The sequence below is a fragment of the Endobacterium cereale genome, assembly GCF_009617585.1.
In the GTDB taxonomy this organism is placed as follows: Bacteria; Pseudomonadota; Alphaproteobacteria; order Rhizobiales; family Rhizobiaceae; genus Neorhizobium; species Neorhizobium cereale.
Genome location: NZ_WIXI01000051.1, coordinates 539,776 through 565,026 on the forward strand (window position 1 = coordinate 539,776; position 25,251 = coordinate 565,026).

Annotated in this window: 29 protein-coding genes and 1 pseudogene; 15 read left to right on the forward strand and 15 right to left on the reverse strand. The window is 56.2% G+C overall.

Going from position 1 to position 25,251, the window contains the following annotated elements; translation table 11 throughout:
• Positions 1–64 precede the first annotated feature (64 nt).
• From ruvC to GAO09_RS28940, 8 genes are all read left to right on the forward strand, one after another.
• Positions 65–574 carry a crossover junction endodeoxyribonuclease RuvC gene (gene ruvC / locus GAO09_RS28905; protein WP_132271636.1) on the forward strand — a complete coding sequence of 170 codons (510 nt, stop codon included), beginning with the start codon at positions 65–67 and terminating at the stop codon, positions 572–574.
• Positions 575–642: 68 nt separating this feature from the next.
• Positions 643–894 (forward strand): AbrB/MazE/SpoVT family DNA-binding domain-containing protein, encoded by a 252-nt coding sequence (locus GAO09_RS28910; RefSeq protein WP_153360329.1) that lies wholly within the window; start codon positions 643–645, stop codon positions 892–894.
• Between the two features lie 6 nt (positions 895–900).
• Entirely contained in the window at positions 901–1,332 is a 432-nt protein-coding gene (locus tag GAO09_RS28915; RefSeq protein ID WP_153360331.1) for a type II toxin-antitoxin system VapC family toxin, read from the forward strand.
• Positions 1,329–1,943: a Holliday junction branch migration protein RuvA gene (ruvA, locus tag GAO09_RS28920; protein ID WP_153360333.1), complete on the forward strand. Its 615-nt coding sequence runs from the start codon at positions 1,329–1,331 to the stop codon at positions 1,941–1,943. Before GAO09_RS28915 ends, ruvA begins: the two co-directional genes overlap by 4 nt.
• A 73-nt stretch (positions 1,944–2,016) precedes the next feature.
• A complete protein-coding gene (gene ruvB / locus GAO09_RS28925; protein WP_153360335.1) occupies positions 2,017–3,057 on the forward strand; it encodes a Holliday junction branch migration DNA helicase RuvB in 1,041 nt (346 codons plus the stop codon).
• Between the two features lie 7 nt (positions 3,058–3,064).
• Positions 3,065–3,955: a metallophosphoesterase gene (locus GAO09_RS28930; RefSeq protein WP_153360337.1), complete on the forward strand. Its 891-nt coding sequence runs from the start codon at positions 3,065–3,067 to the stop codon at positions 3,953–3,955.
• A gap of 3 nt (positions 3,956–3,958) precedes the next feature.
• Positions 3,959–4,471, forward strand: coding sequence for an NUDIX hydrolase (locus GAO09_RS28935; protein WP_153360339.1), 513 nt, complete (start codon positions 3,959–3,961; stop codon positions 4,469–4,471).
• 75 nt (positions 4,472–4,546) lie between these two features.
• Complete coding sequence (locus GAO09_RS28940) at positions 4,547–5,200, forward strand: hypothetical protein (protein ID WP_153360341.1); 654 nt, start codon at positions 4,547–4,549, stop codon at positions 5,198–5,200.
• Between the two features lie 99 nt (positions 5,201–5,299).
• On the opposite strand, the gene GAO09_RS28945 is transcribed toward GAO09_RS28940, so the two are convergent.
• Positions 5,300–6,046, reverse strand: coding sequence for a YebC/PmpR family DNA-binding transcriptional regulator (locus tag GAO09_RS28945; RefSeq protein WP_153360343.1), 747 nt, complete (start codon positions 6,044–6,046; stop codon positions 5,300–5,302).
• 180 nt (positions 6,047–6,226) lie between these two features.
• Between GAO09_RS28945 and GAO09_RS28950 the strand changes: the two genes are divergently transcribed.
• Positions 6,227–6,730 carry a pyridoxamine 5'-phosphate oxidase family protein gene (locus GAO09_RS28950; RefSeq protein ID WP_153360345.1) on the forward strand — a complete coding sequence of 168 codons (504 nt, stop codon included), beginning with the start codon at positions 6,227–6,229 and terminating at the stop codon, positions 6,728–6,730.
• Between the two features lie 95 nt (positions 6,731–6,825).
• Here the strand turns inward: GAO09_RS28950 and GAO09_RS28955 are convergent, their stop codons facing one another.
• The 10 genes from GAO09_RS28955 to GAO09_RS29000 all read right to left on the reverse strand — a co-directional run bounded on the left by GAO09_RS28955 (position 6,826) and on the right by GAO09_RS29000 (position 16,764).
• On the reverse strand, positions 6,826–7,704 hold the full coding sequence (locus tag GAO09_RS28955; RefSeq protein WP_153360347.1) for an MBL fold metallo-hydrolase: 879 nt from the start codon (positions 7,702–7,704) through the stop codon (positions 6,826–6,828).
• A gap of 131 nt (positions 7,705–7,835) precedes the next feature.
• The gene (locus GAO09_RS28960; RefSeq protein ID WP_153360349.1) at positions 7,836–8,636 is read right to left on the reverse strand and encodes an ABC transporter permease; all 801 of its coding nucleotides are present in this window, start codon (positions 8,634–8,636) and stop codon (positions 7,836–7,838) included.
• 4 nt (positions 8,637–8,640) lie between these two features.
• Complete coding sequence (locus tag GAO09_RS28965; protein WP_153360351.1) at positions 8,641–9,429, reverse strand: ABC transporter permease; 789 nt, start codon at positions 9,427–9,429, stop codon at positions 8,641–8,643.
• 3 nt (positions 9,430–9,432) lie between these two features.
• Positions 9,433–10,467, reverse strand: coding sequence for an ABC transporter ATP-binding protein (locus tag GAO09_RS28970; RefSeq protein ID WP_153360353.1), 1,035 nt, complete (start codon positions 10,465–10,467; stop codon positions 9,433–9,435).
• Between the two features lie 289 nt (positions 10,468–10,756).
• Positions 10,757–11,581 (reverse strand): TIGR00282 family metallophosphoesterase, encoded by an 825-nt coding sequence (locus tag GAO09_RS28975; RefSeq protein WP_153360355.1) that lies wholly within the window; start codon positions 11,579–11,581, stop codon positions 10,757–10,759.
• Positions 11,582–11,629: 48 nt separating this feature from the next.
• Positions 11,630–12,205 (reverse strand): 5-formyltetrahydrofolate cyclo-ligase, encoded by a 576-nt coding sequence (locus GAO09_RS28980; RefSeq protein WP_153360357.1) that lies wholly within the window; start codon positions 12,203–12,205, stop codon positions 11,630–11,632.
• Complete coding sequence (locus GAO09_RS28985; protein WP_153360359.1) at positions 12,205–13,491, reverse strand: hemolysin family protein; 1,287 nt, start codon at positions 13,489–13,491, stop codon at positions 12,205–12,207. The genes GAO09_RS28980 and GAO09_RS28985 overlap by 1 nt, the downstream gene beginning before the upstream one ends.
• A 276-nt stretch (positions 13,492–13,767) precedes the next feature.
• Positions 13,768–14,802 carry a histidine kinase dimerization/phosphoacceptor domain -containing protein gene (locus tag GAO09_RS28990; RefSeq protein ID WP_153360361.1) on the reverse strand — a complete coding sequence of 345 codons (1,035 nt, stop codon included), beginning with the start codon at positions 14,800–14,802 and terminating at the stop codon, positions 13,768–13,770.
• Positions 14,803–14,833: 31 nt separating this feature from the next.
• Positions 14,834–15,271, reverse strand: a complete 438-nt coding sequence (locus GAO09_RS28995) for a response regulator (protein WP_153360363.1) — start codon at positions 15,269–15,271, stop codon at positions 14,834–14,836.
• On the reverse strand, positions 15,268–16,764 hold the full coding sequence (locus GAO09_RS29000) for a sensor histidine kinase (RefSeq protein ID WP_209018879.1): 1,497 nt from the start codon (positions 16,762–16,764) through the stop codon (positions 15,268–15,270). Before GAO09_RS29000 ends, GAO09_RS28995 begins: the two co-directional genes overlap by 4 nt.
• A 159-nt stretch (positions 16,765–16,923) precedes the next feature.
• Between GAO09_RS29000 and GAO09_RS29005 the strand changes: the two are divergent.
• A pseudogene (locus tag GAO09_RS29005) lies at positions 16,924–17,049 on the forward strand (type II toxin-antitoxin system RelB/DinJ family antitoxin); the annotation flags it as partial.
• A gap of 132 nt (positions 17,050–17,181) precedes the next feature.
• Here GAO09_RS29005 and GAO09_RS29010 read toward each other — a convergent pair.
• A complete protein-coding gene (locus GAO09_RS29010) occupies positions 17,182–17,388 on the reverse strand; it encodes a hypothetical protein (protein WP_153360367.1) in 207 nt (68 codons plus the stop codon).
• 1,326 nt (positions 17,389–18,714) lie between these two features.
• On the reverse strand, positions 18,715–18,990 hold the full coding sequence (locus GAO09_RS29015) for a hypothetical protein (protein ID WP_153360369.1): 276 nt from the start codon (positions 18,988–18,990) through the stop codon (positions 18,715–18,717).
• A 207-nt stretch (positions 18,991–19,197) separates the two neighbouring features.
• Here GAO09_RS29015 and GAO09_RS29020 point away from each other — a divergent pair, with 207 nt between their 5' ends.
• From GAO09_RS29020 to GAO09_RS29030, 3 genes are read left to right on the forward strand one after another with little or no spacing between them, the layout of a single operon-like run.
• Positions 19,198–19,938, forward strand: coding sequence for a hypothetical protein (locus GAO09_RS29020; RefSeq protein ID WP_153360371.1), 741 nt, complete (start codon positions 19,198–19,200; stop codon positions 19,936–19,938).
• A 9-nt stretch (positions 19,939–19,947) separates the two neighbouring features.
• Positions 19,948–20,715 (forward strand): hypothetical protein, encoded by a 768-nt coding sequence (locus GAO09_RS29025; RefSeq protein ID WP_153360373.1) that lies wholly within the window; start codon positions 19,948–19,950, stop codon positions 20,713–20,715.
• The gene (locus tag GAO09_RS29030) at positions 20,708–21,820 is read left to right on the forward strand and encodes a pentapeptide repeat-containing protein (protein ID WP_153360375.1); all 1,113 of its coding nucleotides are present in this window, start codon (positions 20,708–20,710) and stop codon (positions 21,818–21,820) included. The genes GAO09_RS29025 and GAO09_RS29030 overlap by 8 nt, the downstream gene beginning before the upstream one ends.
• A 127-nt stretch (positions 21,821–21,947) precedes the next feature.
• On the opposite strand, the gene GAO09_RS29035 is transcribed toward GAO09_RS29030, so the two are convergent.
• Positions 21,948–22,529 carry a recombinase family protein gene (locus tag GAO09_RS29035; protein ID WP_153360377.1) on the reverse strand — a complete coding sequence of 194 codons (582 nt, stop codon included), beginning with the start codon at positions 22,527–22,529 and terminating at the stop codon, positions 21,948–21,950.
• A gap of 221 nt (positions 22,530–22,750) precedes the next feature.
• On the opposite strand from GAO09_RS29035, the gene GAO09_RS29040 reads away from it, so the two are divergent.
• Positions 22,751–23,116: a hypothetical protein gene (locus GAO09_RS29040; RefSeq protein ID WP_153360379.1), complete on the forward strand. Its 366-nt coding sequence runs from the start codon at positions 22,751–22,753 to the stop codon at positions 23,114–23,116.
• Positions 23,117–23,141: 25 nt separating this feature from the next.
• A complete protein-coding gene (locus tag GAO09_RS29045) occupies positions 23,142–24,200 on the forward strand; it encodes an HNH endonuclease (protein ID WP_153360381.1) in 1,059 nt (352 codons plus the stop codon).
• 306 nt (positions 24,201–24,506) lie between these two features.
• Here GAO09_RS29045 and GAO09_RS29050 read toward each other — a convergent pair whose 3' ends face one another.
• Entirely contained in the window at positions 24,507–24,776 is a 270-nt protein-coding gene (locus GAO09_RS29050; RefSeq protein ID WP_153360383.1) for a hypothetical protein, read from the reverse strand.
• Positions 24,777–25,251: the final 475 nt, after the last annotated feature.

Below are 25,251 nucleotides of genomic sequence, written 5' to 3' on the forward strand. Positions count from 1 at the left end.
GTATGTTTTTGGTTTGTTCGCATTTGACTGGCCGTATTTCAGCGGTCGCTATAGGGTGGACGGCATGACACAGACGATTCGCATCATCGGCATCGACCCGGGGCTTCGCCGTTGCGGCTGGGGTGTGATCGAAACGCTCGGCAATTCGCTGCGTTTCGTGGCATCCGGTACGGTGACATCCGATGGCGACATGGATTTGGCGTCGCGCCTGTGCCAGTTGCACGATGGCCTCGCCGAAGTGGTGCACAGCTACCAGCCCAATGAAGCCGCCGTAGAACAGACCTTTGTCAACAAGGATGCGGTTGCCACGCTGAAACTCGGCCAGGCCCGTGGCATCGCCATGCTGGTGCCGGCCCGCGCCGGCCTGCCGGTCGCCGAATACGCGCCGAACGCGGTCAAGAAATCCGTCATCGGCGTCGGACATGGCGACAAGAAACAGATCCACATGATGCTGAAGATCCTGATGCCCAAGGTGGAATTCAAGGGCAATGACGCCGCCGACGCACTCGCGATCGCCATCTGCCATGCCCACAATCGCGGCGGCAACCGCATGCGCCAGGCGCTGGCCGGCTAAGCCGGCGAAGAGTTTGTTCTTGACTTGTTCTCGAAGTAAGATAAATTCTTACTCAAAGGAGCAAGGCCATGCGTGTGACATCCAAAGGACAGGTGACCATCCCCCGCGACTTGCGCGAACTGGCCGGCATCACGCCGAACAGCGAGGTCATCTTTGGTGTCGAGGGCGGCGTCATCACCATTGCGCCGAAAAACGGCGTGACAGCGCAAGCCGACCGTGCGCGGCTCGACCGGTTTGTCTCGACACTCGATCGGCTGGGCGGCACCGGTGATCAGGCCGTGGATGCCGACGAACTCATGCGCATCACCCGTGACCGGTAACAGACAATGACGACGCTGGTCGATACCAATATTCTGGTGGATCTCGCCGTTCGCGATGAAACCTGGCTGGACTGGTCACGCGCGCAACTGCTGGCGGCGATGCAGCGCGGCAATGTCGTCATCAACCAGATCATCTTTTCCGAATTTTCCTATCGTTATGACGATCTCGATACCGTCGAGGCGCTTCTGCCGCGTGAACAGTTCATTCGCGAAAACCTTCCATGGCCGGCGGCATTTGCCGCCTCCTATGCCTTTCGTCGTTATCGTTCGGCGGGCGGAAAACGCGAGCGGGTGCTGCCCGACTTTCTGATCGGTGCACACGCCACCATCCGCGGCTACAAACTGCTGACCCGCGATCCATCCGGTTATCGCAACTATTTTCCGGGCATAGACCTCATCTCGCCCGATACCCACCCTCTTTCAGGACAAGCCACATGATCGGCAAGCTCAAAGGCACTATCGACGAGATCGGCGACGACTATGTGCTGATCGATGTGCATGGCGTCTGTTACGAAGCCTTCTGTTCCTCGCGCACTCTGTCGCGCATGAATGTCGGCGAAGCGGCGATCCTGTTCATCGAAACCTATGTGCGCGAAGACCAGCTGAAACTGTTCGGTTTCGTGTCGGCGCTGGAACGCGAATGGTTCAACCTGTTGCAGAGCGTGCAAGGCGTGGGTTCCAAGGTGGCGCTGGCGGTGCTCTCCACCCTCACCCCGGCAGAACTTGCCAACGCCATCGCGCTACAGGACAAAACGGCGGTTTCGCGCGCACCGGGCGTAGGCCCGAAGGTGGCGGTGCGTCTCGTGACCGAATTGAAGAACAAGGCTCCGGCATTCGCCGGCGAGGCGGCCGGCAATATCGGCTTCAAACAGGAGTTGGGCGAAGGTGTCGCCTCCGCACCGGTTTCGGATGCCGTCTCGGCACTCACCAACCTCGGATACTCGCGTGATCAGGCTGCCAATGCGGTGGCAGCGGCCATGAAGACTGCAGGCGAAGGTGCAGACAGCGCCAAGCTGATCCGGCTCGGCCTGAAGGAACTGGCACGCTGACACCGATCGCGGCTGCGAAACGCGCTCATGTCGTGTATGGACTGGATAACTGGTTTCGAACGGAAATGCCCTTATGACCGATGACACCCGCCTCATCTCGCCGGAAAAGCGGGGCGAAGACCTCGACACGGCGCTGCGCCCGCAGTCGCTGGACGAGTTCACCGGCCAGGCGGAGGCCCGCGCCAACCTGAAGATCTTTATCGAGGCGGCGAAAAACCGTGGCGAGGCACTGGATCACGTCCTGTTCGTCGGCCCGCCGGGTCTCGGCAAAACCACGCTGGCGCAGATCATGGCCAAGGAGCTCGGGGTGAATTTCCGCTCCACCTCCGGCCCTGTCATTGCCAAGGCCGGCGATCTTGCAGCCCTTCTGACCAATCTCGAGGAACGAGACGTCCTCTTTATCGACGAAATCCACCGCCTCAACCCGGCCGTCGAGGAAATTCTCTATCCGGCCATGGAGGATTTTCAGCTCGACCTCATCATCGGCGAAGGGCCGGCCGCGCGTTCCGTGAAGATCGATCTTTCCAAGTTCACGCTGGTTGCCGCCACCACCCGTATCGGCCTTCTGACCACACCGCTACGCGACCGTTTCGGCATTCCGGTGCGGCTGTCCTTCTATACGGTCGACGAACTGGAAGGCATCGTGCGTCGTGGCGCGCGGCTGATGGGCCTCAACATGACCGACGACGGCGCCCGCGAAATCGCACGACGCGCCCGCGGTACGCCACGCATCGCCGGCCGTCTTCTGCGCCGCGTGCGCGATTTCGCAGAAGTGGCGCGGGCGGAAGCCGTGACCAAGGAGATCGCCGACGAGGCACTGCTGCGTCTCAATGTCGACCACGCCGGTTTCGACCAGCTCGACAAACGGTACCTCAACATGATCGCCGTGAATTTTGCCGGCGGCCCAGTCGGCATCGAAACCATCGCCGCCGGCCTTTCCGAGCCGCGCGATGCGATCGAGGACATTATCGAGCCCTACATGATCCAGCAGGGTTTTATCCAGCGCACCCCGCGCGGCCGCGTTCTAACGGCAAACGCCTGGAAACATCTGGGGCTTCAGCCGCCGAAGGAAATGGAAGCCGCACAGTTTCGCATGAGCCTGGAAGACGAGTGATCCCGGCATGCTGACAAGGCGAACCCTGATCAAAGGCGCCTTGACTGCCACGGCCAGCCTCCTGGCATTGGCCGCCTACCCCTTTGTCGAAGTGATGGCGCGCCCGCGCATCACCCGCCATACGCTGACGCCGAATGGCTGGACGCCCGGCCTGAAACTGCGCATCGTTGCGCTTGCGGATATTCACGCCTGCAATCCGTGGATGACCGTCGACAGGATCAGGCAGATCTGCGCGACGGCAAACGGCTTGGGCGGTGATGTCATACTGCTACTGGGGGATTGTGTCACCGCGACCGATCTGGTGACCGACCCCATCGCACCATCGCAATGGGCATCCGCGCTGGCCACGCTGAAAGCACCGCTCGGTGTCCATGCTATCCTCGGCAATCACGATTACTGGCATGATGACGCTTTCCAGCTTGATCCCGACGGTCCAAACCTTGCCCATGAAGCGCTGAAAAACGCCGGCATCGCTACCTATGTTAATCAGGCGACAAGACTGGAGAAGGATGGAAATCCGTTCTGGCTAGCTGGTCTGGGCGACCAGATGGCGCTGCCCGGCCGGCGCTTTGGCGGGCTGGATGACCTGCCAGAAACCTCGCGCCAGATCACCGATACAGCGTCTGCAATCCTGATGGCACACGAGCCCGACATTTTTGCCCGCATGGACGAGGCAAGCGAGAGCATGAGCCTTGTTCTCTCCGGCCACACCCATGGCGGCCAGATCAATATTTTCGGCTGGCGCCCCATGGCGGCGTCTGCCGGTTCGCGCCGATATCCGGCCGGACACTATCGCGAATTCGGGCGCGACCTGATTGTCTCGCGCGGGCTCGGCTGTTCCGTGCTACCGGTCAGGATTGGTTCGCGACCGGAAATCAACGTCATAGAATTGGGGTAATCCATGCCGCAGGATCTGCGTATCCGCAAGAAATTCAAACCCGGCCGCCTGTTCCAGATGCGAATCGCCGGCCTTGCCTTTCGTAACGGCCATGTTCTGGTGCACCGCGCCGTGCACGAAACTTTTTGGACATTTCCGGGCGGCCGCGCCGAAATGGGTGAAACATCCGGGGAAACGCTTGCCCGCGAAATGGTCGAGGAACTGGGTGTCACCGCGGAAATCGGCCCGCTTCTCTGGGTGGTCGAGAACTTCTTCCATTATGAGGAGAAGGACTGGCACGAACTCGGCTTTTATTACCGCATGGAACTGCCGGAGAGTTTTGCCTTCCATCCGACCGATATCGTCCATCGTGTCATCGATACCCACGAACTCGAGTTCAAATGGGTGAAAGCCACGACCGAAGCATTGAAGGCGCTCGACATCCCGCCCTACTTCATCGCCGACGAGATCGAGACCCTGCCAGCCTCACCGCGCCACGTCGTGTGGCGGGATGGCGATCTGGATGTGAAGGTGTGAGACTGGCCAGCACCTTCCCCCGACCTATCTGAGCACAAGAAACCGTTCCCCTGCTCAACCGAGGTTCGATATCGAATGGCGCATTTCAAGATTATCTACGAAGGCACGCAATACACGCCCGCAATCATCTCAGGGCGCATGAACCTTTTCGAGCGCGACGGCAGCTGGAAGGGGCAGAAACCGGGGGAGATGATCGGTCTTTATCTGAGCCTCCAGGGAGAGCCGTTCACCTATGACATTCCCGAGGATCCGGATGAGCATTTCGATCTCCAGCCCAATGTCGATACTCAGTGGCTGCAACTTCCGCTTTCTGCTTTCAGGGATCGAAATCTGCGCAGTCTCGATGGGATATCCATCGTTTATGACGGGCCGGGATCGATCAATTCCCTGACGGGAGAGGAATGGGCAGAACCACCCGGCCTGCTCGGGACCTATGGCGACGACGCTTTCGGTCCCTCCCGCATCGATATCTCGATCGACGAAAACGCTCTCTGCCGGCTTCGTCTGCAGGGCGAAACCGAGGGCGGAACGGTGTTCGACGTGGACTATACCGCGCCCCTCGGCGTCAGTCTCACCAGTTACACCGGTCAGGACGGTGAGGATCGTCTTCGGCGCTGGTTCGATACAAGCCTGAAATGGGACGATTTCAGCTGGGAAAGAAGCGTTTTCGAGAACAGCGACGGCCCTGACCAGCACAGCCTGCAGGGCACGTTCGCCGCTGCAAGGTAGCCTGCTTGCCAAAAAAACGGCCGCCGGACAGATGTCCGCGGCCGCCGGGCTCCGATAAGCCTTAAGGCGAGAGTTAACCCCCGCCCCTTGTCAAAAAGATCAGGCCGAAAGCTTGGCCATCACTTCATCAGAGACTTCGAAGTTGGAATAGACGGCCTGCACGTCGTCGTCGTCTTCCAGCGTTTCGATCAGCTTCATGATCGAGAGCGCCCTGTCTTCGTCGACTTCGATCGGCGTTTGCGCCTTCCAGATCGCCTTGACGGTTTCGGCTTCGCCGAGCACGCCTTCCAGCGCCTTGGACACTTCGTTCATGTCCTCGAAGCCGCAATAGATCGTGTGGCCGTCTTCATCCGAAACGACGTCTTCTGCACCGGCTTCGATCGCCGCTTCCATGACCTTGTCGGCATCGCCGACGGAGGCCTTGTAGGTGATTTCGCCGACGTGGTCGAAGGAGAAGGATACCGAACCGGTTTCGCCAAGTGCGCCGCCGGCCTTGGAGAAGGTCGAACGCACGTTCGATGCGGTACGATTACGGTTGTCGGTCAGCGCTTCGACGATGACCGCCGTGCCGCCCGGGCCGTAACCTTCGTAACGGATCGCGTCATAGGTCTCGGCATCGGCGCCGGAAGCCTTCTTGATGGCGCGGTCGATATTGTCCTTCGGCATGGACTGCGCCTTGGCGTTCTGTACGGCCAGACGAAGTGCAGCGTTCATGGTCGGGTCAGGCAGACCCGTCTTTGCGGCAACCGTGATTTCGCGCGCGAGCTTGGAGAACATCTTTGAACGGATACCGTCCTGCTTGCCCTTGCGGTGCATGATGTTCTTGAACTGTGAATGGCCAGCCATGGCACCCCTGCATCATTTATAATGGAATGGCCGCCTTATAGTTTCGATGGCTTTGCTGTTCAAGAGGGCGTGGCCTTGGCGACGCAGCTCCTTTCCCCGCCTTTTCAAGGAACAAAGCCGTCGCTCGCATCGTTTTTGGCTGCGAACCCGAAAATGATCCCGACCAAGAGGAGAACACCGATGGCAAGCCTGACAGAAGCACGCGAAGCCCCCGCCCGCCAGCTCTGGGACGAGATCGCCGAAATCCATGCCGGCATGCTCGGCATCGAAGGCGCGCGCGCCCATATGCAGCCGATGGCACCACACCCGGACCCGAAAACCAATACGATCTGGTTCTTCACGAAGACCGATACCGACCTCGCACAATCGATCAAACCCGGTACGCGCGGCTATTTCTGCGTGGTCGGAAAGAACCACGATTATCATGCCAGCCTCGGCGGCACGCTGGAGCTTCGCCACGATCCGGCAAAGATCGACGAATATTGGAGCAGCGTCACGGCCGCATGGTACGAGGATGGCAAGGCCGATCCGAAATTGACGCTGATCGCCATGCATGTGGATGACGCCGACATCTGGGCCTCCACTGACAGCAAACTGAAATTCGGCTGGGAAATCGCCAAGGCCAATTATTCAGACGAAAAAATGCCGGACGTGGGCGTGAAACAGCATCTGGAATTTGCGTAAAACGCCGGTTTGGTGGAGATGTTCGGGAGCCGCGGATGAAAATCCGCGGTTTCTTTTTTGGTAGAGGGACAGAGCTGCACGCGCGTCTTTCCGCATCACAGCCCCTTTGGTACCATGATCGTCGGCTTTTTCGGCAGGCTCCTCATCGAAACCGAAATTACATCGTCCTTGGCATAGACGATGTCGAATTTCGTATCGAACATGGAGAGAAAAGCTTCGAGCGGCGGGCCAAACCGGTGCATCGGCAGGATCAGTGAAGAGCGCAGCCGCTGCACCACCCGGCTCATGCTGTCCGCCCCCATTGTAAGCCCTCCGTCCACCGGCACCATCAGCACATCAAGCCTGCCGATCTGGGTATATTGCTGTTCGTTCAGTTCGAAATGCAGATGCCCGAGATGGCCGATGCAAAGTCCCGCCACCTCGAAGATAAAGATGGAATTGCCGTTCTCCTCGAGACCGCCGCCCCAGTTGCGAATATCGGAGGCGACATTGCGGATATAGACGTCGCCGACCGCGACATTGTGCTGCGCCTTTTCGCCCGGCACCTCGCCCCAGCCACGCAGAACGGTCTTGATGCCGGGGTCTGGTGTCAGCGTGTAATGGGTGGAATGCGCCCGGTTCATCGTCACCACGTCTGGCAGGCGATAAGGCGTGTAGACGCCACTGTAATCGGTGGCGATGCCTATGCCGCCGGGCGTTTCGATAAAATAGGTGGAATGGCCGACAAAGGTGATTTTCACCTGTTCTTTTTCAGCCATTGTCAGCGTGTTTTTCGCCTGCGCCTTCCAGACCGGCAGAGGCGAAGAAGGCGTGAAGTTTGCGTAAGTGGCGCCGGGAAAGCCCTGCGCGATTGCCTGGCACTGGCTGACCGGAAGCCCCTCGCCCGAACCAGACGATTGCGCAAAGGCCGCCGCTGCGAAAGCAAGGATGCCGGCCAGAATGGAAGAAACGAATGCGACAGCCCGCAGCATCATGCCACTCCCCGCTCGGTTCATGCCGCTGTGGCGGCCCCGTCCATGACAGGAAAGATGCGGGAAGTGTTTGAGCCGGTCCAGCCGGTTATGACATGACGATCGTCACGTTTTAGTCATTGCCGCGCTGCGGTTCAGCCGCCCGCGCCCTGATACCGCCGCTGGCAGGCCTGCCAGGCCAGCATGGCGACCACGACCATGAGCGGACCGGCGAGGATAGCAGCGAAGGGAGCGGCTTCACCGATAAAGGGCACCGGCTTGCCCAGAAGGGCGGCCACCGGCACATAACCCATGAACCCCAACGGCACGACGGACAGAAGCAGGAATTGCAATGGCACGGCAAAAATGCCGAGCGGATAACGCGACATTTCCAGAAAGTCGAAATAGAGCCCGAACAGGTAACGGGAACGGGTCAACACCAGCGCCAGAGCAGCTATCGTGGTCAACATCGCGCCGCTCAGAAGTGCTGCGCTGATCAGGCTCAGCGCAAACTGCAATATCGTCAAAAACGACCAGTCGACCCCAAGGTGAAGCAGCGCCCAGACGATCATGCCGATGCCAAGCGAGATGTGGCCTCCGTATTCGATATTGATGCCGGAAAAGACGAGGAAAGCCCAGGGACTGACGGGACGCACCAGCAACGTATCATAGGTTCCGTGCCGCACCAGTTCCTCCATGGCGCGCAATTGCACCAGCGTGAAAAGCGCGCCGAGCGAATAGGCAAGCGTGTGAAAGCCAAGCATGAGCGAGACTTCCGGCCAGGTCCAGCCACCGATCTTTTCGAAACGGCTGGCGATGATCCAGATCGTTCCATAGGTGCTGGCATAACCGAAAGCCTGCGCAACCCAGCCAATCACAAGATTGGCACGGTATTGCAGACGGGTACGCACCTGCATGCGCATCAGGTGAAGATAAAGTGAGAGGTTTTGGCGCATGGCATCAGCCTCCCTGAATGATCATGCGGCGGCAGGCGGCGCGCCAGATCAGCGCCACCACGCACGCCATGACTGCCGCCCATGCGAAACCGTAAAGAAGGTAAAGCAGGCTGGAAACCAGATCCATCTGGCCGAGATAGATCGCCAGCGGATAAAAGCTGATCCAGGCAAAGGGCAGATGGCGAACGACATCTGCGATCGCCTCCGGATAGAACCACAAGGGCACCAGTCCGCCGGAAAAGAAGACCAGCGTTCCGCGCAGCAGCCATTCGAGCGTCAGAAAGTCCGTCATCCAGAATCCGATCATCAGGACCGCAATGATAATGGTGAACAGCAGGAAAATGGACAGAGCCAGCGACACCGCAAACAGCAACGCATGGCCGAGGCTTGCCGGTGGAAGCAGGCCGTAGATGGCACCCATCAGAACGATGACGGGAATACCGACCATCAGCATTTCATGAAGGCGCACACCAAGTTGGCGGGCAAATAGGCTGACAGGATAATGATACGGACGGGTCAGGTGATTGACGACATCACCACTGACGATATCGGGCCGCATTTCCCGCACCAGTTGATTGAGATCCCAGGTCGTCAGCAGCGTGGCGCCGAGAATGGAATAGGTGATCATTTGCGCAAGGCTGATATCGCTCGATGCGGCGCCGTGCACAAACACAGACTGCCAGATCGAGGCGCGGGCGATCACATTGATGATTCCACCGATGATCATCGTCCAGAATTTGGCTCGAAAGCTCGATTCGATGCGAAAACCAGCCGAAGCAAGCGCGATGAACATGGCCTACCCTACCCGTTTGGACCGCAAGGCCTCAGCACCTGCCGTCCTCAAAACCGTTTGGCGCGACTGGTAATAGGTGCGGATCACCTCCTCGATATCCGGCTCGTGCAGATGCACATCCACCAGTTCGGCATCCGATTTCAACGCGGTGATGATCTCCACCAGCGAACGTTTTTCATCGGCAAGAAGGAATGTGCGGATCACACCTTCGCCACCTGCCGGTTCCGCACCGGCAAGGGTCACCGTTCTCGGTTCCGTCGCAAACTCCAGCGTCAGTTTTTTGCGTGCGCCAAAGGTCGTGTTGAGGTTGGCGAGCGGTCCGTCGAACAACAGCTTGCCGTCATCGACCATGATCAGGCGCGGGCAGATTTCTTCGATATCGCGCAGGTCATGCGTCGTAAGGATGATCGTCGTGCCACGCTCCTTGTTGACACGGGCAAGCAGTTTGCGCACCACGTCCTTGGCGACGACATCGAGGCCGATCGTCGGCTCGTCGAGAAACAGGATTTTGGGTTCATGCAGAAGCGTCATGGCGATTTCGCCGCGCATGCGCTGGCCAAGGCTCAACTGGCGCACCGGTCGCTCCAGAAACGGACCGATCTGAAGCATGTCGATCAGTTCCGCCCGCACGATGTCGAACCGGGCCTTTTCGATGCGGTAGATGCGGCGGTGCAATTCAAAACTTTCATAAAGCGGCAGGTCCCACCACAACTGGCTGCGCTGGCCGAATACGACGCCGATATCCCGGGCATTGGCGATCCGCTCCATATGCGGCACACGGCCGAGCACGTTGACGGAACCGGCGGTCGGCACCAGCACGCCGGTCAACATCTTGATCATGGTGGATTTGCCGGCACCGTTCGGGCCGAGATAACCGACCGCCTCGCCTGCCCGAATAGCAAAGGAAATGCCATCCACCGCCTTTACATCGCGGGTGACGGGGGCAAGGAAATTGCGAAACGCACCGGCAAGACCGGACTGCGGCACTTTCTGCGCAAACCACTTGGTCGCGCCGTCGGCGAAGATAATGGGGGGCATGGCAGGAATTCCGTCTGGGGAGGCGAATCCGATACAAGCCCAGTATGACGGTCACGCGACAGGTGCCAAGGTGCGATATTTTGCGGGGGGCCGACAGGAACGCTGCGATGGGCACAAGAATCCCATCGTCATCCCTGTCCCTCGCGTATGACGCGAGGTATCCCACATGAATCCAGCCAGCCCAAGTCTTTGGGGTGAAAGGAGCCCGTTGTCGCGCACACGCGCGACTGCTGGGTCCCGGCACGACCCTCGGGTTTAACCCAAGGGCCGATGACGCAAGAGAAGAAAACTACCGCCAGAAGCTCGGGATATTCTCAGCCAGCCGCGGTCCAATGCGCAACGGTTCGATCTTTTCCGCCAGACCTGTCGCATCGGAAATCTCGACACCGACGCCGCAAAGCGTGGCCGGGCCGGAGGCCGCCTCGAAACGGCCCTTCGGCATCTTGGAGATGAAGCGGTTGAGCGGTTCTTCCTTTTCCATGCCAAGCGACGAGTCGTAATCGCCGCACATGCCGGCATCCGACATATAGGCGGTGCCGCCGTTCAAAATCTGGTAGTCGGCGGTCGGCACATGCGTGTGCGTGCCGACGACAAAGGAAGCGCGGCCATCGACGAAATGACCAAAGCACTGCTTTTCGCTGGTGGCTTCCGCATGGAAATCGAAAACGATGACGTCGACCTGATCCTTCAACGGAGCGGCTTCGAGGATCGTTTCGGCCGACTTGAAGGGGTCGTCGAGTTCGGGATGCATGAACACCCGGCCCATGATGTTGGCGACAAGAACACGGGCACCGTTGCGGGCATAAAACACGCCGGAGCCCTTACCGGGCGTGCCGGCCGGATAGTTCGCTGGACGCAGGAACTGGTCGTGGCGACCGGAAAAGCTGACGGCTTCCTTCTGGTCCCATACATGGTTGCCGGTGGTCACCACATCGGCGCCGGCATTGATGGTCTCCAGAAAAATGTCTTCGGTAATGCCGAAACCGCCGGCGGCATTCTCGCCGTTGACAATGACGAAATCGAGCTTCAGGTCGGAGACGAGGCCCGGCAACTTGTCCCAGACGGTCGTGCGTCCGGTCTTGCCCACCATGTCACCGAGAAACAAAAGGCGCATGCTAATCCAATCTGTGCCTGTCAGATGGTGATGCCGGCCGCGCCCCTCTCAGGCGAAGGGCCGGTAACCGCTTTCCGTCAGGATCGCGTCCAGTCTGATGTCGTGAGGTTCTACCGGCACTGATGCCACTTCCTGGCAGTCGAATGCAATGCCGATCAGCTTCGGATTGCCGCCTTTTTGACGCATTAGGTGAATGGCACGGTCGTAATAACCGCCGCCATAACCGATCCGGTTGCCGGATCGGTCAAAAGCGGCGAGCGGCACGAGCATGATTTGGGGATCAAGAACCGGCTCATGGGCCGCCGGACCATAGGTGCCGAACCCCATGGAAATCAGTTCCGCATCCGGGCGGTATTCGCGAAACACGATCGTTGTCCTGTCGAGAATGGCCGGCAGGCAAAGCCGCGCGCCCTCCTGCGCCAGCGCCGCCATCAGCGGCTTCAGATCGACTTCGGAGCGGATCGGCAGGAAACCGGAAACGATCATGTGGGCAGACACGTGCACGGCGCCAAGACCATGCGTGGTGAGCGACAGGTTTTTCTCCAGCCGTTCCTCTTCCGGGATGGCATCGCGGGCGGCAAGCCGCCCGTTGCGCAGATCCGCCTTTTCCGGCGTTGTCGCCATCACTCCTGATCCGTGGCGCGAGAAACCAGCAGCTTGTCGATACGGCGACCATCCAGATCGATGACTTCGAATGTCCAGCCATGGGTGGTGAACTTTTCACCCAGTTCCGGCAGGTGCTTCAACTCATCAATGACAAAACCGGCGACGGTTTCGTAACCCGGATCGTCATCGATCGAAATGCCCATCTGGTGGCCGAATTCATCGACCGGCATCCAGCCGGCAACCAGATAGGAACCATCATCACGCGGCACGATCGCCGGCTCTTCGATATCGTCCTCCTGAAACACACCGGTGATCGCTTCCAGCACGTCGCCGGAAGTAATCACGCCCTCGAAATGGCCGTATTCATCATAAACCAGCACCATATGAGCGGAGGCCTTACGCAGTGCCTGGATGACATCGAGCGCGCCGGTCAGATCGGATACAACAGGCGCATCGCGCAGAATGGACTTCATGTCGACAGCTTTGCCGCCGGCCATGAAATCATAGGCGTCTTTCACGAACAGCACGCCGATAATCTCGTCGGAACTGCCCTTGCGCACCGGCAGGCGCGAGCGGTGCGTATTGCGCAACTGGGCGCGGATCTCGTCGGCATCGTCCTCGGTATCGATCACCTCGACATCGCGGCGCGGCGTCATCAGGCCACGCGCGGTGCGGTCGGCAAGACGCATGACGCCGGAGATCATTTCGCTTTCGCCGCTTTCGATCACACCGGCGCTCTGGGCTTCGGCAAGAACGGTGCGGATTTCCTCGTCGGTGACGCGTTCTTCGCTCTCACCGCTCTGACCGAGCAGTTTCAACACCGTGCGGCCGGAAAGATCCAGGAGAAACACGATCGGTGCGCCGATCTTTGACAGCAGCCACATTGCAGGGGCGACGCGTGCGGCAACACCTTCCGGATTGCGCAGCGCCACCTGCTTGGGCACCAGTTCGCCGATGATCAGCGACATATAGGTAATGATGACGACGACCGTGCCGACGCCGAGCCAGTCGGCAAGGTTTTCCGACATGCCCTGCAGTTCAAGCCAGCCGGTCAGACGCGCACCAAGGGTGGCGCCGGAAAAGGCGCCGGACAGAACGCCGACCAGCGTGATGCCGATCTGAACCGTGGAGAGGAATCGGCCGGGATCTTCGGCCAGCTTGATGGCGCGGGCTGCACCGCGGTTGCCCTGCTCGGCCATCACCCGGAGGCGGATCGGGCGCGAGGAAACGACGGCGAGTTCCGACATGGCGAGAACACCGTTCAGGACCGTGAGGCAGACCACGATAAGTATTTCGGTTAACAAGAGAAGCTCTTCTATTGGAACTGAAGGATCCGGCTGAGGTGCATGCGGCTTAGCCCGCTGCGATCATCACGCCAGAATGGAAAATGCCCTCCGCGAAAAAGCGCAGGGTCCGGCGTCTCAGCAATGTCTCACACAGCGTTCGGAAAACCGTCGCCGGTTCAGGGATGTCATGGTCCTGTATCCGTCAATATGCCCTTGAGAATAGGGGCGCGATCCCCGCTTGGCAATGGCGGACGTCAAATGAAGTCTTGAGGCAGGCATTTTTGCGAGCGATGATCAGCCTTGGAGATTGATCGGCAGTTCAGCGCGGGTGCCAACGGCAACCGGCACATAGGTCACGGCGGAGCCGAGCGTGGAGGCCATCGACTTGATGATGCGGGTGCCGAGGCCCGTGCCTTTCGGGGTCGCGTCATCCAGACAGCCTATGCCGTCATCTTCCACCGCGAGCAGCGCATGCGCCTCGTCTGATTTCTTGAAGATCACCCGCACCTCGCCATCCGAACCGGTCGGATAGGCATATTTGATGGCGTTGGTGAGAAGCTCGGTGACGATCATGCCGACCGATACGGCGCGGTCGGAAGACAGCGAAATCGCCTCGGCTTCGAGACGGATCGAGGGGCCTTTGTCGCCCATCTCGACCGAACGCTGCACTTCCTTCACCAGTGTTTCGAGATATTTGTCGATCTCGACCGTGCGCACGTCATCGGACGTGTAAAGACTGCGATGCATGCCGGCGATGGCGGAAATGCGCGCCTGCGTTTCGGTGAGCGCCTCCTTCACCTCGTCGCTGCGGCTGCTCGTCACCTGCAGGCGTATCAGCGCCGCCACCAGCGCCAGACTGTTGGCCACCCGATGGTTGACCTCGGCGAGCAGCACTTCGGCACGGTCCTTGCCGATGCGGATTTCGGCCTCGGCCTTTTCCTTGGCACGGCGCAGATCCGCAGTGGCGATCGACTGGCGGATGGCATTTTCCATCAGCGACCAGAATTCGTCACCAACCGTCTTGATGACATAGTCCGATGCGCCGTTCTTGAGCGCATCGATAGCAATCGTTGCTTCGCTTGACCCGGTCACATAGATGACCGGCAGTTCTATGCCGCGCTCTTTCAGCCCGCGCAACACATCCTGCCCGGTTTCCGCGCGCAGGTAATGATCGAGCACGATGGCGTCGATGCCGCCCTCTTCCGCAAGCCCAAGCCCGGTTGCGCCATCGACGGCATGTTTCAGCGTATAACCGGCGCGGCCGAGATACCGTTCCGCGAGCCGCCCGAGGGCGACATCGTCATCAATATAAAGAACGGTCTGCGGCATCGGCGCGGCGGCCTTTTCATTCAAAATGAGGTCAGGGAATCTGCATGACCGAGAAGAACAGACCGAGCTGCCGGATAGCGTTGGCAAAGCTCTCGTATTCCACCGGTTTGGTAATATAGACATTAGCGCCGAGATCGTAGCAGCGCTGGATTTCGCGCTCGTCATCGGTGGTGGTGAGAATGACCACCGGCAGGCGCTTGGTATGCGGGTTCGATTTCACCTTCTCGAGAATGTCGATACCCGACATGTCGGGCAGGTTGAGATCGAGAAGGATCAGCAGGTAACGGCCCTGCGATACATCACCCGAACGATCGGCACCGAGAATGTAGTCGAGTGCGGCCGTGCCGCTGGTGAAAGGCACGATCTCGTTATTGACGCCAGCGCGGCGCACGTTTTTTTCGATGAGGCGGGCATGGCCTTCATCGTCCTCAATCATCACGATGGTGACTTCTTTACCGGAAGCGTTCATGACCCGTTGCTCCTGACATACTGGGACAAATCCAACGGGAGACGAATGACGAAAGTCGAACCGCCCCCCAGCGTGGATGTGACCGTAATGTCCCCACCTAAATTTCTGACTAACGATCGCACGTGCGCAAGACCAATACCCTCACCTGACTGATCCTGCAAACCGGAGCGGCGAAACAGTTCGAAAACCCGTTCATGATCTTCCGGCGCGATGCCGCGGCCATTGTCGGCCACCTCGATGCGCAACGCCGTGCGGCCGACCGGATAGGCACGCACCGAAAGCTGCAGCGGCTTTTCCGGATTGCGGTATTTGACGGCATTGTCGAACAGATTGCCAAACACCTGATCGAGCGAAAAGCGGTCGGAGACCAGTCCTCTGGCGGCATTAACCGCGATCTTGACCTCACCACCCGCCTCGACAACCTGATGGTTGATGGTGGCAGCCGTCACCTCCAGCATTTCGGAAAGGTCGATCCGCTCGGGCTTCAATTCGCGGCGCCCGTCACGCGAGATTTTCAGGATGGCGTTGATGAGCCCGTCCATCTTCTTGGTGGACGAACGGATGAAGGAGATCGCCTCCGGCAGATCTTCCTCGACGGCGAAACGCGCCTGCTTGATCTCGTCCTCGCCCGGCATGCCCTCGGCCAGAACATAGGCCTGGATATCCTTCATCGTGGTTTCAAGCTCGCTGGTGAAACCCATGATGTTGACCAGCGGCGCGCGCAGGTCATGAGAAACGATATAGGCGTACCGCTGGATTTCGCTGTTGGCACGCATCAGGTCTTCGGTGCGCTCATTGACGCGTTCCTCGAGGCCGGTATTAAGCAGCTCGACTTCTTCACGCGATTTTTGCAGCGCCCTGACATGCTGGCCAACGATGGCAATGGCGCCACCGACAACGATGAGAATGACGAGGCCGCCGCCGATGCTGACCCATTGCAGGCTTTCGGAGGACTGCCGCAGTTCGGCGATACCTTGCGTCAGCCGTGCATCCATGACACCGATGATGCCGTTCAAAATGGACGACAGGCGGCCCATGATCTGCCGGCCGGAATCATTGCGGACGATCGCAACGGCACCGCGCAGATCGTTGTTGTTCATTCGCTCGAACGTTGATTCCATCTCGCGAATTTTTTCGCCGATAAGCTGGCGTAACTCACCTACGGGAACAGGCACATAGGACTGTGCACTGCCGGAGCGCTCGAGCTTGGCAAGCTGCCCGGGAATGGCATCTCGGGCCTCGTTGAAGCTGGCCAGAAACGCCGGCTCGCGCGTGATGAGATAACCACGCTGCGCCGTTTCTGCCGCCTGCACGCGCAACAGAAGATCGGCGGAATTGGTGCGCACGGCACGCAACCGCGTTACTTCGTTGAAATAGTCGCCGGTGTTCTGCGCCAGGAAAAACGACGACAAAACAATACCAAGCATGATCACGCCACCGATCAGCAGCATGAGCAGCGACGAGCGCGCGAAAGTGTTGTTCAGAATGGCCATACGTGCGGCTTGATCTCCCCACCGACAGAAGTGGGGAGGATGGCAGAAAAGTCAAGGAGTTAGGGCGATGTGCGCTCAGCCCCATGCAGCAACGGCAATTGGAATGCTTTCGGTATTTTGAAATGTGAATGCAGTACGATACAGAGAAAGGAGAGAGCGATGGTATCCAACGCACTGATCCAGACACGCATCAACGCGGACGTGAAAGACCGCGCGGCGGAAGTGCTCGCCACAATGGGCCTCACGATCTCGGATGCGGCGAGAATACTGCTCACCCGCACTGCCGAGAGTTCGAGGCGTTGATTGCCACGAGTAAAAATTACAGGCAGGCAATACCGTCGATTGCATTCTCAAACATTCAGCCGATGCATTTGAGGCCTGATAGGCATTCACCAGAGCCGCTTGCGCAGACAGCCCTTACGACAAAAACTTCCGCACGATATCGTCCTCCGGCTCAGAGCCGGTGAACTCGCTCAACAGCCGTTTGGCGATCAGCTTGCCTTCGCCACTGACGAGTTCAACACCACGCATGTCGCACACCCGCACATGGGCATTGTAGATGCGGTGCAACTGTTCCGGCGTATATGTCCTGCCCTGTGTCATAACGGCGAGATAGGGCGGCACGGCCTCGGACGCAGGGCGTCAATGGATAACATTTTTGGCAACATCTCTGAATAAGCACAAAACTGGCCATGCACACCCGCCCTCCGCAAAGGGAGGGCATGTGCCGGCACGATAAATATCGAGAAAATTCAGGTGCGATCCACGGCAACCGATGGAGGTTTACGATCCTGGGTGCCTACAAACGTAGGTGGGCGCCATATGTCCAAGCCCACGGGCCTGGTCAGGGACAGCTCCCTTTGGATCTATTTGATTCCATATAACAATCGCGGCTAATCGCAGTTCGGTTTTTAGGCTTTTTGTTCTGATCGGACTCTGGTTTGTAGGCAGGTGGTGTAGACGTCGGTGTCAAAAAACTCAACCGATAATCGATGTGGAACAGACCCGAAAAGCTCTTTTGCTCCACGAAAGCATGTGACTTTACTGAAAGCGCGTTGAACTTCCACGCTGTGTTGCTTTTTTCATCAGCTGGATCGGACACTGATCGTTTTTACGGATAGCAGCCGGGCAGCTTCTCGCAGTTTTGGTTGAGTCGCTCTTAGTCAGCGCCCGAATCATCGCTGGTCGAAGGCTGTGTCGTTTTGACAGTATCGTGATGCCAATCGTAAGTTGCGTGAGGTCCTCTTTGGCTCAGGACCTGTCTCATGCGGGCAAGAACAAACAGGCGACCACAAATGTCGCTATGGCTAGCCAGCCCATCAGCTCAAGCTTGAAACTCGTCCGCATCGCCCTGCCCCGTTAACCAAGATTTGGCTGACAATGCGGGAGATTCAGGTGAGTTCCGTACGACCGAAAAAATAGCTGCGGGCTGCTTCAGGTCCGAACCCGCGTTGATAGATATCGCTCGACAATCGCGTCTACCGGCTCTTGTCCAGAACAGTCACGAAATAGCTGTCTCCGGACCTCAAGCGCCTGTTCGCAATTCGGCTCGATATGCAAAGCTTCACAGATCTGAATGCTCGCCTTCGACAACACACCAAGCTCGTCGGACGTGAACTGCTTGCTCTTATGCATTGACCAAACTCCAAACGCCCACGCTATTCATATCTTTCAAGAGTATAGCGACCATCGTCGCGTTCTGTAAGGACGACGAATGGCTTGTCACCGGCATGCTGCAATATGAACGACGTAGCTTCGGAATGAGATTTAAAAGCCGCGTCATGTTTTGTCTGAGTGCCGACACTGGACGTGGATGTAGAAAGCAACAACCTTCCCTGCTCTTCGAGTAATCGATAAGACGCAGGTCGCGTATCGAAATGCCAACTGTCTTGAAGCTCTGCCATTGCCCCCTCCAATTCCACGGGAATTCTAGCAAAGCTTCATCGGAATTCAATCTGATACTGTCTCTACGAGCGTACGGTCGATAATGATGGCGTTGGTCAGATCATCGCCGTTGTTCAAACCATCGAGAAGCGTCTGAAGGTCCGGGATTTCCATGTTGACGCGGTAGATCGGCATTGGCTCGACTTCACCGTATTCGGGATCGTCCCGAAGTTCGGATCGCTGTTGCTGTGCAGCCGACCGACATTCATCCAGCGTAGCAGCAAAATAAAGACGATCGGGGTTGGTGATCGGGCTGACTTCATATGCATAAAGCGTAGTCATTTCAGCGTCCCTCCTTGTTCAACGTGCCAAGGATACGGGGATAAATGCCGGATCGTCTATTGCAGAATTTACGGTACTGCCCGGTTCGATGACAACGATTGCGTGATCGAAATGACACTCAATAATGGATGTGGATTAAGCCCCGCAACCGATATTCGTCGGGAATGATATACGCCTATAATCATGCTTTCGATTACAGGTGCGGGCATGGCAGACAGAAAAGAAGTCCATAAAACCAACTGGCTGATTATCGCTTTCAACGCGTCAGGCATCTACATCGCTGGCTTTATGGTATGGATCATCCTATCCGCACCAACAACATTCTTCACTGATCCGAAGCCAAACGAAGTTGGTGACTTCCTTGCTGGTCTGTTTGCGCCGGTCGCATTCATCCTTCTTGCTTGTGCGGTCGTGATGCAGCGACAGGAATTGAAGGTCACGAGGGAAGAGCTTGCCGACAATCGTGAGGTCGTCGCTGAACAGCTTAAACAGATACGCATCCAAACTGCCATGCTTGCGGATCAACAGCGCAAAGCCGAAGAGAGCGCAAAGCAGACTTACAAGCTTAACCTGTTTGATAAGCGGTTCGACATCTACAACGCCCTACTCACTGTGGGACAGGGGATTGAAAAACGTGGATTGGTCGTCGCAAACGACGCTATTTTGCTAGCCGTTCTTACGAGCCAAGCTAGCTTCGTTTTCCCCGAGCGAGTTGAGTTATTTCTTGTGAAAGTGTGTGATGTGATCGCGGACAATCTGCACGATCACGGCGAGTGGCGCGATACGTGGACACAAGATGAATTCGGAAGCTTTCAGGAACCTACCGGACCTGATGCTGACGCAGCAAAAGCCAATTTAGGCTGGCAACTTAAGGCAATCATTGGCGCGTTGAGCTACAACGGGCTTCGGCAAGAAATGTGGTCGTCAATGCGTGTGAGCGACGCTTAGGAGAGAGCCATGCCTTGGGACGTCAATAATCATTGGGTAGATATCGCTGAAATACGGATCGATGACACAGTTACGGACAGTGCCTTTGAGACCGAAACCGAATTCCGTCTGGAACTTCGAACCAACAGCCACGAACTCGACCTAGAAGACGTTCGAGTGTTTGTCGGGTTCAACCGCATGACTCTTCAGCTTGAGTGCGACGGTATCGAAGTTGCAATCGGTGAACGTCATGGCGACCATACGCCTCAAAATGATATTGTCACGAAGCTAATCGCTAAATCGACCAGTGGGACGAAGATGGCTGGATCAGTCGGAGTGGATCTAGACATAACCACTGCCTTGTCTGGCATGCCCTTTAAAGCATCTGGATCAGCAGAAGGAACGAGTGGCACATCGGTGGAGCGCGAAACTACCCGCACCGAGACATCCAAATTCGTGTCAGCCAAGCCCGGTGATAAGTGGGTGATCTCATCTCCAAATAGCGAGCCTTTATCAGCAAAGTATATCTCTGCTGATCACCCTCTGTGCATTTTGAAGCCAAAAGCGAAATCGAACCGTACTGGTCTAAGGGCACATTTGTACGCTCATAAGAACGACATGGTCATCACCTCGGACCAGAAACCGTCATTGTTTGCGGTAACCTCCGAGAAGAAAAACAAAGAGCGCGTCCTAGCCATTTTGCTGGCGAAGGCTGTCGATGATCGAAGAGAAGGACTTGATGTGACCACGCACATACATCTCACTACGCTTAACAGCTTGTCACCCGACGATGAATAATACGTTCGAATTATCAGAGGGATATCGGGAAAAGGTTTCGTCGATTGCTTCGGTCGAAACGACAAATTTCTCCGAACTGGTAAAATTGTCGGAATTGTCGAAATCGGAGGATTTCAGAGGCGCAAACCTGTCCGAAGTTGATTTTTCAAACTCAGATTTGAGGGGGTTCGATTTCACAGGTGCCGACCTATCTCGCACGCGGGGAACCGGATTCAAGATTGATCAAACTACGATACTGACGAATGCAAACGTGTCGGCTTCGGTTCTCGCAATGCAGAAGGAACGGTTCGACTTCTTCAATGCCAATCCAGAGCATTACCCCCTCTTCAAGCGGCTTAAGAATGAGTACTGGACAACCGGCTCCCTATGGATTGGAGATAACCTCAAGCGTACGTCGAAAAATTACGACGTATCGTCGAAGATCGCCAAATTCCTTTACAGCAGTGTCAGGGACCAGACCTACAAAAACTCGATCCTCTATGCGATAAAATATACGTTTGAAGACAGGAACGAGTATAAAAATTTCCTCCTCGATCAGATTATAGACCCTGAAATAAGCTATCGTTCGCTCCGGAACGTGATCGAAATACTGGCGCGAGGCTTTTCCAAAGACACCGCTGTCAGAACGACGATTTTGTCATTTCTAACGCACGATGACGCAGAGATACGGAAGCTCTGCGTCTCGCCAGTAGTGGAACGCTTATTCTTTGTGAAAAATAAGGAAGCTATTGTCCAAGCTATGATGTCAGAACCCGAATCCGACATCAGGAAGCTATACTGTCAAAATGCGCCCACCGCTTTGATGGGCTTTGAAGCCGATCTACTTTTCAACGAAGAAAAACGAACTTATCACGATTATCGCCTACCTATTGATGACAAAACGTTCATGTCACTAGTACGTGGGGCGGCGCGACGGCAGAAGGTCATCCGGAAATCGTTCAATCTGCGAAGTAATATGACCAGTACGGTTGTCACTTTCAGTGATCTCGACGTCGTCCTCGCGGATGTGAACCTTCAACTAAGTCAGTTGGCAGAAAAAGGTTTGCCGCTCGAATTGAAGTATAAGGTAGGGAGCGCCTTCGATGCATGGCTCAATATGGATTAGCTAGATAGCCCCCTGCCTTTCAGAGACCACGTTTCCCGCCTCGCCGCTGGACACGCCTGCAACTCCCTGCCGGACCGTCTTAGTCCATTATTATGGACTATCGAGCGATGAATGAGCGTTGACTGCGCTATATTCCGGCGACTCCATCGGTTTCTTTGAGGTAGCGATAGACGCTTGCACGACCGATCTTCAGTTGCTTGGCTATCTCGGTCGCGCCCTTCCCTTCGGCGACAAGCTGCTTGATCCTTTCCGCATCGATGGTGGCGGTCCTGCCCTTATAGCGACCGTCTGCCTTTGCGGCGGCGATGCCTTCCAACTGCCGTTCGCGGCGGATAGCTGTTTCGAACTGTGCGAAGACACCAAGCATCTGGAAGAATGCCATACCTTCAGGTGTGCTGGTGTCAACAGACTGCTCAGTAGCCTTTAGATGAATGCCTTTGTACCGTAGCGTGTTGGCGATCACCTCAAGGTCCATTAGCGAGCGAGCGAGCCTGTCGATGCGTGTGCAGACAATTGTGTCGCCATCCCGCGCATAGTCGAGCAGCCTTGCCAGTTCATCCCTGCCCTTTGTCGTGGTGCCGCTCTTCTTTTCGCTGAACAGTTTAATCGGCTGCTTCAGTCCATCAGCATAGGCGCGCAACGCAGCCTCTTGGATGTCCAAGCCCTGATCGGTGGTGCTAACTCGTGCGTAGCCAAGAAGCTGACTCATATCCGTACCCGTGTCTCATTAGGTTCTAGACCATGACACATAATGTCTCGGATAAAGAATAGCAACTCAAATGAGACAGCGATATGCAGTAAATGCAGGATGACACTGTCTCACTGAAACGCATCGCTGACGTTTACCGAAATGAGACGGAACTGATACAGACTTGCTTCAATTCTTGACCGTCATCTAAATCACAAGAACAGCGACAGGAACCGTTGCTCATGACCACCACGACGATCGACGACATCAAATTCGAGATTGGGCAGGTCCATGTCGTATGGAGCTTCTTTGAAGCTGACCTTCGAAAGCGGTTGGTGGAAGCCGGTTTTCACGAACAGATTAAGCGCGGCTCCATCATCAATCACTGGCGAGCATATGTGAAGCAACATGCTCCCGAACACGCTTCCCATCTTCAACGGATCGACACCCTTGTAGTTAAGCGTAATCTACTCGCCCACGGCATCGACCGGTTGTCTATAGAAACCGACGCTGTTGTCGGGTGTACCGGACCAGATGGAGAAACTAAGTTGTTCTCGATAGCTGAGCTTAAAGAACTTTCTGATGAAATCAATCAGCTACGCTTCTAATAACCACCATTAGGATAGATGCCGAATGTTTCTGATGAATGATGCGGGAACACTGCTCAATGCAACTATTGAGGTAAAAGCCCCAGGGATCGTTCTCCATAGCCGCAGTGGTAAATCCCGGAACCGTGACTACAGACAGGCGCTCGAACTAATCATGACGCGCTTAGACACGGCGGGCATCGGATATAACGTGTATCTCGACAGCGCACGAAGCCAGCACATCCCGCTCGCGCAGCGGCTTCTAGAAATTGACATGAAGACTTCGGTTGCGAGGCGTTTTGATCTCATCGTTCGGGCGATGAACGACGGAACTCCGAGCCATGGAGCGTGGAAACGCCTACTGATCGTGACATCTGAGACAGATCAGATACGTTTAGCGAAGATCGTCGATCGCAAGTCAGCAACGCGAACAGTGTCACGCCTCCCTTCCGCCGAAATGCGAAAGGTTCAGCAAAAACACATTCATCAGGCAGTCGAATTTCTGCGCTCTGGTGGTGACGCTCAAAATTTTGCACCGTCACGCGACTATGATGCTCTTACAGAAAACGGAGAAGCATTTGCCCCTAAGAAAGTATTTGGACTGGCTTTGGAGTACGCTCTCGGCATCGAAGCTTACCCAGCCAATTTCAGTGCCAGCTGGGGACAACCATGTTTCGAGCTACTAGAAGACGCTGGTCTATGGATTGTCCCGAAGCGTAATGCAGCGGCGGCTAGACCAAAAGCACGAGAGATGGTGGACGTAGATGTCTCACGTTTCGTTCCGACCGAGGAGGAAACGGTCTGGATCGAGGGCAACCCAAGGATTGTATCCCATCTCATCAAAGAGCGGCAGCCAGGCTTAGCCCATCAAAAGCGTAAAGAGTTTCTGTCCGAACACGGACGGCTATTTTGTGAGGACTGCGGTTTTGACCCTGTGAGTTTCTATGGTGGGGCCGCTGGCGCCGCTTGCATTGAAGTTCATCACCACCGGACTCATCTCGCTAAGATGCAGCCGGGTCACTTGTCATCAACAGATGATTTAAAGTGCCTTTGTGCGAATTGCCACCGTGTACTACACCGCAAGCTTGCGATGGGCACTACATAACATTCCTTTCAACAGCAAATAAACTTAAATCCCACTAATTCAAAACTAATTCAACCTAGGAATTATTTATAAAACACGCAAAATACATAAAAGAAATATATTCAAAAATATAATTTGCAATTATTTCAATAAAAAATGAGCGACTGTAAAAATATTTGCTGTTGACTTTTGTGTTGAAAAATGAGACTATAGGAAATACCCAAACATTTTTGACAAGTTGATGCGATAGAACATACATCGTGTCACGATAATATATTGAATAAAAACTAGATGATAGTCCAAATTAAGAATTCTAAACTGAAAATTTCAGTACGCAACACAGATGAACTTTACGCCGACCTGGAATGCTGGACGGCTTCGGCTTGCTTTACACATGAGCAAACCGAATGGCGCCGATTGACCACGTCGAACGGCGCTGTCCAGATACGTAAACAATGCCTCTGCTGTGGGTACGTCATAGGAGGCGCGCGGAAGCACGCCGCAGGAGACAACAAACTGCGCGCCGTAGATGAAAATGCAGGCGATCGATACAATCGAGCACGCTTCGAAGAGTACGAGGCAATCTTTCAGAAACATGCATTAATCCAAGCTCCGCACGGTGACTTTGCTAGGTTTCCACATAATCCCAAACTCCGAGAGAACCTATATATTCTGCCTAAGTCGTAAGCTCGCGGACACGCGAGTACCGGCACGAGGCAACATACACGTCTCACACATTGAGTACGTTAACCCAAAAGCTTTGGTCAGGCGATTGTAAGACCGGAAACCCAGCACGCACACGTACGATGTTGGCAGCCAGAAGTAGACACGTAGGGTTTGTGTCGAGTGCAAGACCATGTGAGGCTGAAGAGGCGCCATGGCTTGCAAAGGGTTGCGTCGAGGAAATGCTTAAATGGCATCCGAAAGCGCCCCACTGCAAAAAACTAATACAGTGCGTGCGAAAGGGCACTGGAAAAATAACCTGACGAAAAACGATCCGGCTCTGTGAAAAAGTTACAACCGCCCCTGTTGCAAATCGTCCAAGTGGTCCAACAGGCTCCGTCAATTTAAT